A 13,327-nucleotide genomic window follows, 5' to 3' on the forward strand; every position below is an offset into this window, starting at 1 on the left:
CCAGTTGATTACTAATTACTAATTATTAATGATTCGGTAAGATGAAATTTATGGTCAGAAAAAACTGTAGGGGTTTGGTCTCCAAACCCAATTTGATTGTTGGGTTTTTCCGTTGGAAATGCTCCGCAAACGTTCCTCAACCCAACCTACTAGAATAAGCATTTATTTCAGACAGTGAAACAGCAATAAAACCCCACTCTTAAATATTACAATTTAGGGGTGGGTTCCGCATTAAATTAATCAGTTTTACTAACAGATTAGATGAACCTGTCCCCCACAATGATATAATTCATTATTATTGTTTATTGTTTGGTTTTGTTCCATGCTTCACAACGAATAGCGCGAATAAGCCAACCTACTATACTAATAAGTGATTATGACTCAATGTTTAAACCCTGACTGTTTAAAACTTAACCCACCACAAACAACATTCTGTCAAAACTGTGGTGAAAAATTNGTTTGGTTTTGTTCCATGCTTCACAACGAATAGCGCGAATAAGCCAACCTACTATACTAATAAGTGATTATGACTCAATGTTTAAACCCTGACTGTTTAAAACTTAACCCACCACAAACAACATTCTGTCAAAACTGTGGTGAAAAATTAGTTTTAGCCGAACGTTATCGCGCGGTAAAAATTATTGGGCAAGGTAGTTTTGGCAGAACTTTTCAAGCTGTAGATGAATACAAACCTTCAAAACCTTTTTGTGTAATTAAACAATTTTTTCCTCAAGCACAAGGAACTAAAATTTTATCAAAAGCTGCGGAATTATTTGCTCAAGAAGCTGAACGTTTGGATAGTTTAGGTAGATATCCACAAATTCCCGAACTTTTAGCATATTTTACTCAGAATAATCGACAGTATTTAGTACAAGAATTTATCGACGGGCAAAATTTACAGCAAGAGTTGGAAGAGTCGGGAGCTTTTAATGAAAGTCAAATTTTGGAGTTATTAAAAAGTTTATTGCTAGTGTTAGAATTTATTCATTCTAAGCAGGTAATTCATCGAGATATTAAACCAGAGAATATTATTAGGAGAAATAATAATAATCAATATCCAGTGCGAGCTAGAAGCTCGCCAGATAATATTATATTGGTAGACTTTGGGGCGGCTAAATATGCCACAATTACTGCTTTAGCTGTGACGGGAACTGTGATAGGTACTGAAGGATATGCTGCACCAGAACAAGCCGTAGGAAAAGCAACTTTTTCTAGTGATATTTATAGTTTGGGTGTAACTTCTATTCATTTATTAACTGGAGTGCAGCCTTTTGAGTTATTTGATGTGAGTGAAGGTGAGTGGGTGTGGCGAGATTATTTACAGTCAAAGGTGAGTGATGAACTTGGAAAAATCTTGGATAAAATGATTGTTGGAGCAACTAAGAAAAGGTTTAAAAATGTAGGAGAAATTTTGTCTCTGATTCAGCATACCTCTCAAAGAAAAAAACAGCCTACTTCTCAACCACAAAAATCTCAACCGTCAATTATTCAACCTACTTCTCAACCACAACAACAATTTATTTTTTCACGACAAATATCTCAACCATCAACAGCAAAATCAGAAAAAGGAGAGCTATTTACTTTTGAAGTTTTAACTGTCGATAAATCAGGGTATATTATTAGTCGTACCCAGGGAAGTGCTGGACAAAAAATAGAAGATTTAGGCAATAGAATTAAATTAGAAATGGTTTATATTCCTGGCGGAAGTTTTCTTATGGGTTCGCCAGAAAATGAAGAAAGAAGAGATGGAAATGAAAATCAGCAGCATCAAGTTACTCTCGAACCTTTTTATATGAGTAAATATCCTATTACCCAAGAACAATATTTAGCTATTATAGGTGAAAATCCTTCTGAGTTTAAAGGAGAGAAGCGCCCAGTAGAAAATCTGAACTGGCATAAGGCTAGAGAGTTTTGTACAAAACTCTCTCTAAAAACTGGGAAAACCTACAGACTACCCAGTGAAAGTCAGTGGGAATATGCTTGTCGTGCTGGTACTACTACTCCTTTCCATTTTGGAGAAACCATAACGTCTGAGTTAGTTAACTACAACGGCAATTCTGCTTATGGGAATGCCCCTAAAGGAATATATCGAAAAGAAACAACCGACGTGGGAAATTTTCTTCCCAATGCTTTTGGTTTATACGATATGCACGGCAATGTCTGGGAATGGTGTCAGGATATTTGGCACGGTAATTATAATGGAGCGCCTAATGATGATAGTGCTTGGGAAACTGGAGGAGATAGTAATATAAAATCATTCCGTGGCGGTTGCTGGAACGACGATTCTTGGACTTGCCGAAGTGCCAAGCGTAACTGTGTCAATGGCAATGACAGCAACAAATATAGAGGTTTTCGGATCGTCTCATTTTGTCCGGTGGTTTCTGCCTTTTCCTTCTAAGACTCTTACCTTTTGTCCTCTTTTCCCTATGCTACACTCAGATAAAATCTGCCATCACTGACAAACTAATAAATATATCCAAAAATTAAAATTATTCGACAATGAATCAAACCCAAACCCAACTAACCACAGACACTTGGATAACAGCAACTTGGGAAGAATATATCCAAACCATTGACAACCCAAGTTACGAAAAAACTAAAAGTTATTACAACGAAGGAAAATTTAGAATCGAAATGTCACCATTAGGAAATGACCATGCCACAGACCACATGATTATTACCACTATAGTCAATTTATTTGCAATGGCAAAAAAGCTCAAGGTAGATGGCAAAGATAACTGTACCTATCGCAAAACTGGATTTAGAGAAGCTCAACCAGACCTTTCTTTTTATATTGGAGAAAATGCTAATGTAGTTCCTTGGAAAACATCCATTATTGACTTAGATATTTATCCTCTACCAAATCTAGTTGTAGAAATTGCCAATACTTCCCTACCAGACGATCTAGGGGAAAAGCGTTTGTTGTATGAAGCAATGAATGTAGCTGAATATTGGATAGTTGATGTACAGAAGGTAGAAGTTATTGCCTTTGCGATCGCCAATGGAGGTAGTCAAAGAATTAACCAGTCTCAAGTTTTGCCAAATTTAGCAATTTCTTTATTAGAAGAAGCACTGCAACGCACTCGTCAAGAAAATCAAATCCAAGTTTACACTTGGTTATTTAGTCAGTTTCAATAGTAGGGAATAGGGAATAGGGAATAGGGAATAGGGAATAGGGAATAGGGAATAGGGAATAGGGAATAGGGAATAGGGAATAGGGAATAGGGAATAGGGAATAGGGAATAGGGAATAGGGAATACTTCCCGATAAATCTGAGTAATATAGTTCTGTCGTGGTCATACCATGGTTAGGGGCGAATGCCATTCGCCCCTACAATATCTTTATGTTGTACCATTTAAGGTGTGTCAGTCTACTACAAATTTCTTCTGAATTCTAAATTCTCAATTCTAAATTTTTAAATGAGCAATAGTCACCCCACTACCCCCATCACTCTTACCAGCTAACTCATAACGTTCCACCAAAGGATTTTCCTGCAAAAATTCATGGATACCTTGCCTCAATTTACCAGTACCTTTACCATGAATAATCCACAACAAACCATATTCGATCGCTTTCGACAACGCCCGATCAACCTCAATTTGAGCATCCGCTACCCGACTCCCCCGAACATCTATACTATTTTGAGAAGTACGAACAGCTAAACCACTAGAAGTAACTTGTGACTGAGTTTCCTTAGACTTACTTTCTGACTTTTTACTCTTTTGAGACTCTACATTTTTACTCTTCTTAAAAGACTCAACCTTCTCACCATCAAGAGACTCTATTTCTCTCAAATTAACTGTCATTTTCATTATCCCAAATTTAACAGTTAACTCATCATTTTCATTAGCAGCAGTCAACACCTCCGCAGTTTGCCCAATTTTCGGAATTCTAATTCTATCCCCTTCCTTTGGCATAAAACTAGGTTTCTTGGGTGGAGGAGTACGAGAAGGTAAATATTTCTCAGAAATTTCATTAATAGTATTAGTAGCTTTCTGAGCATTTCTCGCCGTCAGGGGACCCTGTTGCAATTTCCGAATTACTGTCGCAATTTCTGCTTTTGCTTCAGCAATTTTTTCCTGTACTGCTACTTCTTGCGCCAACTTTAATTCCCGTTCCCGTTCCTTCAAAGTAGCAGCTTTTCGAGCAACTTCCTGATGCAAATACTCAGTTTCTTGTAATAATTCAGATGCTTCTTTTGCCTTAGTTTCTTGTTTTTGTCTTTGCTCTTCTAAACCTGCAATTACCTGATTTACATCTTCAGAATCTCCTCCAACGTAACCTTGCGCTCTATCAATAATATCCTGTTTTAAACCTAATCTACCAGCAATAGTCATAGCATTGGAGCGGCCTGGAATTCCCCAAAGTAGACGATAAGTTGGTTGTAACGAATTAGTATCAAATTCTACCGAAGCATTTTCAAATCTTTCATCTTCATATTTGAGAGCTTTTAATTCTCCAAAATGAGTAGTTGCTACTGTTAATAATGCGTTGTCTGCCAAATGTTGCAATAGAGAAATTGCCAAAGCACTACCTTCAGTCGGATCTGTACCAGCACCAACTTCATCTAACAAAACAAGAGTCGGGGATAAACGAGAATTTTCTTCCACAGGGAACGGGGAACAGGGAACAGGGAACAGGGAAGAAGGAACATCGAAATCATCAACTTCTGAGTTATTTTCATTCTCAGAAAAATTATCAACTTCTGTTACTTTTGACTTTGGAATTTTGATTTTTAACTTATTCTCATTCTCAGAGAAATCATCAACTTCTGAATTGTTTTCATCCTCAGAAAAATCATCAACTTCTATTACTTTTAACTTTTCACTTTTGACTTTTAAATTATTCTCATCCTCAGATAAATTCTCAACTTCTAAATCGTTTTCATCCTCAGAAAAATCATCAACTTCTGTTACTTTTGAATTTTCTATTACTTCTGAATTTTGACTTTTGACTTTTGAATTTTCTATTACTTTTGACTTTTGACTTTTGACTTTTGAATTTTCTATTACTTCTGAATTTTGACTTTTGACTTTTGAATTTTCTATAGATTCTAAAATTCTAATAATTCGCCGAATATGACCAGAAAAAGTAGATAAACTTTGCTCCAAAGACTGCTCATCACCAATATCAGCTAATATTTGCTCAAACCAAGGCAACTCTACAGGGTCATTAGCAGGAATAAACAATCCCACCTTTGCCATAAGTGCAGCTAACCCAAGACATTTCAGAGTAACAGTTTTACCACCAGTATTCGGACCCGTAATCGCTACCACTCTCACTGGCGGTATAACATTCACATCAATAGGTACCACCGAATTACCCTGCTCATGCTGCTGTTGCCATACCAACAACGGATGTCGCAATTGACGCATAGTCATAACTTGGTCAGAGTCTGGCTCAGTAAACCGAGGCGGATTAGCTCCCAACCATAAACTATAACGAGCGCGAGCTGTAGCTAAATCAATAATAGTAGCGATCGCCAACAACTGCTCTAAGTCTTCCTTAACTTCTGCTACTTGCTCAGTCAAAGCTTGTCGAATAGCTTCCTCTTCCCTTTGAGCTTGGCGTTGCACTTGTCGCATTTGATTATTAAGGTTGACAACTGCATTAGGTTCAATGTATAATGTCGAACCTGTTGTCGATGTATCGTGAACAATACCAGGGACAGCATCCTTTTGAGGAGCTTTAACAGGAATTACAAAGCGATCGCCCCGTTGAGTAATAATCGGTTGTTGAATAGCATTAGCTTTATTTTGTAAAATTCTACGGAGGATAGTGTCAATGCGATCGCGAAGATGGTGCATTTTTTCCCTAATTCCTGCCAGTTTAGGACTAGCTCTATTCGTAACATCCCCTCTATCATCTATACAACGGTGAATTTCTTGTTCTAATTCTGGATAAGTCCGTAACTCAGCTACCAATTCCGGCAAAACAGACAACTCATATTCTGACTCATAACCATCAATTGTCCGACGCAACTTACGAACTCCAGCCAGAGTTGTAGCAATAGCTAAAAGTTCACCTCCAGAAAGTATACCACCCAATTCTGCCCTTTCCAGAGAATCACCAATATCTTCAATCCCGTCAAAAGACAAACCCTGTGCGACAAGAGTTTCTAATTTATATACTTCCTGAGTTTGGGCTAATAACCTTATTGTCTCCGCCCTTGTTGACGGAATTTGTAAACGATGAGCAGCAATTGCACCCAATTTAGTTGCTGTAAAAGTGGCCAAATGTTGACACAAGCGAGGCCATTCTAGTAATTCTAAAGTCTCGGACTGAATCAAAGCTTATTTATTAAGGATTATGAACTATGAAATATATGATACTACAATTATTAAAATTGTGTGTTCGATAATAATGAAAGGATTCAGTCATCAACATTAATCGATATTAACTATGGCCACAAGTCAGCTTTGAGTTCTGCATAGTGCTACAAAGTATCGTTTAATATCATGTCCGGTTGAACAGTTATAAATAACGAGGGAGGAGTCAGGAGTCGTAGGGGCGAATGGCCGTTAGCTTCGCATAACTATAGTTAACGCCCGTACAGGAGTCAGGAGGGAAGAAACAAGAAAGAAGAAGGAAAAGGAAGAGGAGAAGAAGGAGAAAGTTTTTTTANATATTAACTATGGCCACAAGTCAGCTTTGAGTTCTGCATAGTGCTACAAAGTATCGTTTAATATCATGTCCGGTTGAACAGTTATAAATAACGAGGGAGGAGTCAGGAGTCGTAGGGGCGAATGGCCGTTAGCTTCGCATAACTATAGTTAACGCCCGTACAGGAGTCAGGAGGGAAGAAACAAGAAAGAAGAAGGAAAAGGAAGAGGAGAAGAAGGAGAAAGTTTTTTTATCACGCTCTTATCCGGACATGATATAAGTTATAAATACTACATATTACTCAGACGTTATAGTTTTGATTCAAAATATCTTAAATATATAGCGCTATAGAAATGGGGCGCAGACATTGATAAATGCTCCAACTCAGTCAAGAATTACTTCTAAATTCTAAATTCTAAATTCTAAATTCTGACTTTGGAAACCCCCCACCAAGTAATTTATAAATTTTGTTTAGGTCTATAATTAGCGACTGACTCAACTAATCCCAGAGCAATAAAATTACTCAACAAAGCCGATCGCCCATAACTAAGTAAAGGTAGTGGGATACCAGTCACAGGAGCCAAACCAATATTCATACCAATATTCACAAAAACTTGGAATATCAACATTGATAATACTCCAATGGCTATGAGAGAACCAAAATTATCTTTAGCAGTCTGAGCAATAATAACCAACCGCATACAAATAAACCAAAAAGTCAAGAGTACAAGAATACAACCAACAAAACCCAACTCTTCACCAATAGCTGAGAAGATAAAATCTGTATGCTGTTCTGGGATAAAATTCAGTTGAGTTTGAGTACCTTGATATAATCCCCTACCAAAAAGTTGTCCAGAACCAATAGCAATCCGAGATTGGATCAAATGATATCCTGTACCCAAAGGGTCTTGTTCTGGATTAAGAAATCCTGTTAATCTGTCTTTTTGATAGTCTTTCAACAAATCCCATAATATTTGCCCAACATTTCCAGATAGAATATTAACTCCCCCAATTATTGGACCCCATAACCAACCCNATAATCCCCTACCAAAAAGTTGTCCAGAACCAATAGCAATCCGAGATTGGATCAAATGATATCCTGTACCCAAAGGGTCTTGTTCTGGATTAAGAAATCCTGTTAATCTGTCTTTTTGATAGTCTTTCAACAAATCCCATAATATTTGCCCAACATTTCCAGATAGAATATTAACTCCCCCAATTATTGGACCCCATAACCAACCCCAAGGTAAACTCCGCCAAGCAATTAAGGCCATCAAAGCTATCCAGGCAACCCAGAGAGGGAAATAAAAGCTGTAAAAGATAGCTGAAAAAATAGGAGAAACAAGTAATATTAACCAGCCAGGATTAACATTACCCCAGTAAAGCATTCCCATAGTAATAGAAGCAAATATTAAGGAAGTGCCAAGATTGGGTTCTAAAAAAACTAATAACCAAGGTACTGCTGTAATAATCAGAACTTTAAAAAAGTCTAATAGTTTTACTCTAGTCTTAGACGAGAGTATTGCTGCCAAGGTAATAATTACCCCTACCTTGGCAAATTCTGACGGTTGAACATGGAAACCAGCAACATTAATCCATCTTTGCGCCCCTAGGGCTGAAGTACCAATGATTTGTACCGCAACCAAAGAGATATTGGTCAAAATATAAATCACCCATTTCCAGTTCATTAAGACTTCGTAACGACAACGAGCAATAATTAAGGCCAAAATTAAGCCTACTCCTCCTGTGAGCCAATGCTGCCACCAGTCTGTTAGGCCCTGGTTTCTTTCCACACTTTGGATCATAACTCCACCAAAGATAGTCATTCCTATATAAACCAATAGCAGAGACCAATCTATATTTTGCCATTGTGAAAGTGGAGATTTTCGACGATTTCTTAAAACTAATTTCTGGGTCATATTGTAATGTTAGGGTAATTTAAACTTGAGAATATTCTTGATAGTTAATACATCCACTTGAGTTGAATCTCTGCATAAATTGAATTTTTATTTGACAAAATCCCATTTCACTAAAAGTTTGGAGACTAAAGCCTTATAATTCAAAGAACTAACCCACGCAAACCTGTTTTTTCCTAGTTCTTCAATGTTGCATAAAATTATGAAATCCGAAAATATAGCAATCCTAAATAGGTTGTAACAAGTTTTATAATAGTTAAATTCAATTGAAATCCTTTGAAATTATGACTTCTGACTCCTGTAGGGGCGAATTCGCCTCTAACACCAAAATACTAGAACTGTTCAGAGGATTACTATAGATATTTTTTGGATAATTATTTCCTTAATATATATACAGTTAAAAATCTATTATTATATTCTTCTTGAATGGAAAAACCTATTACTTCAGCAAAGCCTTTGTTGGATTGAAGTTTACCTTCTTTCTGAGATGCTAAGGATTTTCTACAGTATTACCATCTCCCTAGCCTCAAGAAGATGTAAAAACCATTTATCAATTTAGTATTACCCAATAAAGGTTATATCTAGAAGTCATGTCCAAAGGCCAAAAGTTACTTTTAACTTCTGACACCTGATATTAAGCCTACCGAGTATCTCCGTCAGAACAAGACTGTTAATGAAAACCAATATAAGCTCAAAAGCCTAATTAGACCTCAAGTTAATAAAGGAACCGCCCGAACTAAAAAAGCCCGGGCGGATTGTGGTGTGAGGAGTGAACGGAAACATAATATCTCCGCTATCTCTATTGTGACATTTCCTTTCAGATAATTCCAGGATAATTGACAAATTTAAAAACTACTTCATAAATTTTGTCAAGGATATGAGATATCTTGAGTTTTATTAAGCAAGTAAATCTACTTACCCATGCCCAATTTTTGGGCTTTTTGATAAACTTTACCCTCAGTTAATAAGGAAGGAGCAATTACCACCTCAACCTGTTGCATTTCCTTCAAATCCTTAGCACCCAAAGTTCCCATGCTAGTCTTCAAAGCACCCAACAAATTATGAGTGCCATCGTCCAATTGTGCTGGCCCACACATAATTTGCTTTATTGTTCCAGTTGTACCTACCTGAATCCGAGTACCCCGTGGTAATACTGGACTAGGAGTGGCCATTCCCCAATGATAACCATGTCCAGGAGCTTCAGCTGCTCTGGCGATGGGCGAACCAATCATCACACTATCAGCACCACAAGCAATACACTTACAAATATCACCACCAGTAATCAAACCCCCATCAGCAATAACTGGCACATAATTCCCTGTTTGTTGGTAATAATCATCTCGTGCTGCGGCACAGTCTGCTACTGCTGTCGCTTGGGGAACCCCAACACCTAAAACACCACGAGATGTACAAGCCGCACCAGGGCCAATACCTACTAGAACTCCTGCTGCTCCTGCTTTCATTAAATTTAAAGCTACTTCATAAGTAACACAGTTGCCCAAAATTACAGGCATAGGCATTGCTTGACAAAATTGAGCCAAGTCAAGAGTTGGTACTGATTCAGATGACAGAAATGTAGTTGAAACAACCGTTGCCTGGACAAAAAATAAGTCTGCACCAGCATCAGCAACTACTTTCCCATATTTCATTGCTCCCGCAGGAGTTAAACTTACTGCTGCAGTACCACCTTGGCTTTTTATTTCCTTAATTCTCTGAGAAATTAATTCTGGTTGGATAGAGGCGGCATAAAGTTCCTGCATCAGAGTCACAAATTCCTCTTTGCCAACAGACCTAATTTTTTCTAAGATTGGCTCTGGATCAGTATAACGGGTTTGAATACCTTCTAGGTTGAGAACTCCCATAGCCCCTAACTTTGATAAGAGAACGGCCATTTGGACATCAACTACTCCGTCCATTGCACTAGCAATGATGGGAATTTCTTTTTCAATACCACCAATACTCCATGTAGTGTCGGTTAAATTTGGATCGACTGTACGTTGCCCAGGAACTAAGGCAATTTCATCGATTCCGTAAGCTCTACGAGCTGTTTTTCCACGTCCAATAATTATATCCACTGCTTTTACCAAATCCCAAGACCATTTTAGTTAGAGTATCAAATTAATAGGGTCATTGGTAATTTCAGTTATCAGTTAACAGTGCCTCCATTCATTAATTGGTAATGGATAATGAATAATGGATAATTACCTCTGGTTAAAACCATCGGATTGAATATGGGGAAATCTCCTAGCACTTTTTCTCCTTAAAAGGAGAGGCTTTAAACCCAGAGGATTGACCATTAAATAAGTCAGAAGTCAAAATCCAGAAGTCAGAAGTTAGAAATTCTGTTTGTAAGGGGAATTTCTGCCTCGCTCCAAAAACATTTCGCCTTAAAAGGCGGGGTTTTAGACCCATTTTTTTGATCAGGAAAAAAATTTATTGTTTCCCCTTGAAAGGGGAGGCTAATAAGCTAATACGCATTTTAAATGCGTATTAGCAAGTCAGAAGTTAGAACTAATAAGGGTTTTTCTTTGAATAATCCACACAACAATAAGTCGTTTAAATGCACAATAGCTGAAAGCTGAATAATTAATAATTACCTCTTGTTAAAACTGAGAGATAGTACGCAAGTACGGAAATATTATTTCATTATCCATTTTCCATTTTCATTAATTTCAAACCCGCCCCTACTATTACACTATTTAAGGTGTGCCAGTCTATACCGTTTCACTCTCTCAAGTAAGAATTTAACTTCGCTCATTTTAAATTCATAGCTAAAATCACCAATGCTCTTTTTTCTAGTTTGATTATTTTAATCAAGTAAGAATTTAACTTCTAAATTCTCAATTCTCAATTCATAGCCACCCATCACCAATGCCTAATTTTTAAACCGATCTAGGTGGTGGAGGTGGTGTGACGAGAGTAGTTTTTTTCTTTGTGGACTCTGATGTTTTATTGACTTCCTTTACAGGTGGATTTTCCGGAGCGATCGCTGTTTCTATTTTTGATTTTTTAGTAGTAGTTTGAACGCCATCTACCGAACTTTCTACAGGTTCTGAAATAGACCCATTACTACTAATAATTAGTTGAGTTACTTTTGTAATTAAATTCTCTAATTTACCTTCATCTAACAAAGAATTTATCAATGTTAAACCACTTGTAGATAACATTAATTTACTAATATCTTGAACACCATTACCATTATTGGCATTGGCACTAGGAAAAGCATAAATTTTGGCATCTCCTAAAATTCCTGGTTGGGGTGCTAGTGCTGTGACTATTTCTGGTAATTTATCTATGAAGCTAGGCCCTAATTCTGTGACAATTTGTGCGATTCTATTGGCATTACTCATTGCATTTTCTGCCTCTACTTTAGCTTCAATACCTTCAGCTTCAGCTAAATCTTTGTCACGATTAGCTGCTGCTAAAGTCTTCAAGGNTTGGCATCTCCTAAAATTCCTGGTTGGGGTGCTAGTGCTGTGACTATTTCTGGTAATTTATCTATGAAGCTAGGCCCTAATTCTGTGACAATTTGTGCGATTCTATTGGCATTACTCATTGCATTTTCTGCCTCTACTTTAGCTTCAATACCTTCAGCTTCAGCTAAATCTTTGTCACGATTAGCTGCTGCTAAAGTCTTCAAGGATTCTGCTTCTAAATCTGCTGCTTCTCTAGCAATTTCTGCTTGTCTTTTTCGCCGGAAGACATCAATTTCTACAACATTTTGTTCAGAGATACGATGTTTTTCTGCTTCTTGTTCAGCTACTATAATTGATAACTTTTGTTGTCGTTCTGCTTTTTCTATTTCTGCTGCAGTAGTTACTCCTGATTCTGCTTTAGCTTTTTCTGCTTCTGATATTAAACGTTGTTGTTCTTTTTCGGCTATAGCTATAGCTGCTTCTTCTTGAGCAATTTTTGATAATCTTTCTGCTTCTGCTACTTCGACTTGAGCTTTAAGGCGATTTGAATCAACTATTTGTTGGCGAGTTATTTCTGCCATTTCTGATTCTTGTTTTTGTAATTCTTGAGTAACTTTGAGTTTTTTCTGTTGTTCTTCTAGGGCAATATCTGCTTCAATTTGACTTTGTTGAACTGCTAATTTTTTCTTGATTTCTTCTTCTTCAATTGCTTTTGTCTGCAATATTTTGTTTCGTTGTTCGTTGGCAGCTTCAATATCTTTTGCTTCTTGAATTTCCCTGGATCTTTGTGCTCTTAATGATTCTAATTCTAGTTGTTGTTCTAGTAGAGCAGTTTCTTGTTCTTTTTCAATTTCGATAGCTTTTTTTCTGGCGGTTAATTCTTTTTGTTTAATTGCTATTTGGGTATTTAATTCTAACTCTCTTCGTTCTTTTTCTGTTATTAGTTCTACTTCTTGTTTTTCTTTGATTGATTGTTGAATTGTTTCGGTGCGTAATTTGACGCCTTGAGCATCAAAGAAGTTATTAGTATCATAAGTGTCACTTTCTTCGATTTCGGAAATAGCAATATTATTTAGTGTTAAACCAACTTTTTTTAAGTCTGGTTGAATTAGATTGAAAACTTCATCTGCAAACCCCAATTTATCAGAATCAATTTCTGCCAATTTCTTCTTTTTAGCTGCTGCTCGAATTGCATCATCAGCGCGTTTTTCTAGAGCATCTTTAATATCTTCTGGAGAAATTATTCCTTGCTTTGATAATCTAGATGCAGCAGTTTTACATCTTGTTCATCAGCATTTATGCAGACATAAAAAGTAACTCGCATATTAGCCCGAAGATAATCTTGAGTTCTTACTGCTAAGTTTCCGGTACGTTCTACATCAATAGAAATCT

General features: G+C 37.0%; 7 protein-coding genes and 2 pseudogenes. 3 read left to right on the forward strand and 6 right to left on the reverse strand.

Features of this window, described 5'->3' with window-relative positions; genetic code table 11:
• Positions 1-376 precede the first annotated feature (376 nt).
• From AFK68_RS46975 to AFK68_RS29990, 3 genes are all read left to right on the forward strand, one after another.
• The coding region (locus AFK68_RS46975; RefSeq protein WP_371357617.1) for a 4-Cys prefix domain-containing protein at positions 377-456 on the forward strand (80 nt) is incomplete at its 3' end.
• A gap of 70 nt (positions 457-526) precedes the next feature.
• Positions 527-2,398: a bifunctional serine/threonine-protein kinase/formylglycine-generating enzyme family protein gene (locus tag AFK68_RS29985; RefSeq protein ID WP_094677581.1), complete on the forward strand. Its 1,872-nt coding sequence runs from the start codon at positions 527-529 to the stop codon at positions 2,396-2,398.
• Positions 2,399-2,499: 101 nt separating this feature from the next.
• A complete protein-coding gene (locus AFK68_RS29990; protein ID WP_094677583.1) occupies positions 2,500-3,138 on the forward strand; it encodes a Uma2 family endonuclease in 639 nt (212 codons plus the stop codon).
• 269 nt (positions 3,139-3,407) lie between these two features.
• Here AFK68_RS29990 and AFK68_RS29995 read toward each other — a convergent pair whose 3' ends face one another.
• The 6 genes and pseudogenes from AFK68_RS29995 to AFK68_RS30015 form a co-directional block, all read right to left on the reverse strand.
• A complete protein-coding gene (locus tag AFK68_RS29995) occupies positions 3,408-6,290 on the reverse strand; it encodes an endonuclease MutS2 (protein ID WP_094677585.1) in 2,883 nt (960 codons plus the stop codon).
• 771 nt (positions 6,291-7,061) lie between these two features.
• Positions 7,062-7,638 (reverse strand): rod shape-determining protein RodA (gene rodA, locus AFK68_RS40200; RefSeq protein ID WP_210407692.1); only part of this gene is annotated, 577 nt, incomplete at its 5' end.
• A 1-nt stretch (position 7,639) separates the two neighbouring features.
• Positions 7,640-8,522: pseudogene (locus AFK68_RS40205) on the reverse strand (FtsW/RodA/SpoVE family cell cycle protein); the annotation flags it as partial.
• 908 nt (positions 8,523-9,430) lie between these two features.
• Entirely contained in the window at positions 9,431-10,594 is a 1,164-nt protein-coding gene (locus AFK68_RS30005) for a GuaB3 family IMP dehydrogenase-related protein (RefSeq protein ID WP_094674044.1), read from the reverse strand.
• Positions 10,595-11,401: 807 nt separating this feature from the next.
• The gene (locus AFK68_RS37565) at positions 11,402-11,869 is read right to left on the reverse strand and encodes a hypothetical protein (RefSeq protein ID WP_371357618.1); all 468 of its coding nucleotides are present in this window, start codon (positions 11,867-11,869) and stop codon (positions 11,402-11,404) included.
• An 87-nt stretch (positions 11,870-11,956) separates the two neighbouring features.
• Positions 11,957-13,179 (reverse strand): annotated as a pseudogene (locus AFK68_RS30015) (flotillin domain-containing protein); the annotation flags it as partial.
• Positions 13,180-13,327 lie beyond the last annotated feature (148 nt).

Origin of the sequence: Hydrocoleum sp. CS-953 (genome assembly GCF_002260545.1) — a bacterium.
In the GTDB taxonomy this organism is placed as follows: Bacteria; Cyanobacteriota; Cyanobacteriia; order Cyanobacteriales; family Microcoleaceae; genus Trichodesmium.

What these genes read in the sequence shown, in the direction of transcription:
- AFK68_RS29985 (WP_094677581.1), top strand. Translation starts at nt 527, where the DNA reads ATGACTCAATGTTTAAACCCTGACTGTTTAAAACTTAACCCACCACAA.
- AFK68_RS29990 (WP_094677583.1), top strand. Translation starts at nt 2,500, where the DNA reads ATGAATCAAACCCAAACCCAACTAACCACAGACACTTGGATAACAGCA.
- AFK68_RS37565 (WP_371357618.1), bottom strand. Translation starts at nt 11,869, where the DNA reads ATGAGTAATGCCAATAGAATCGCACAAATTGTCACAGAATTAGGGCCT.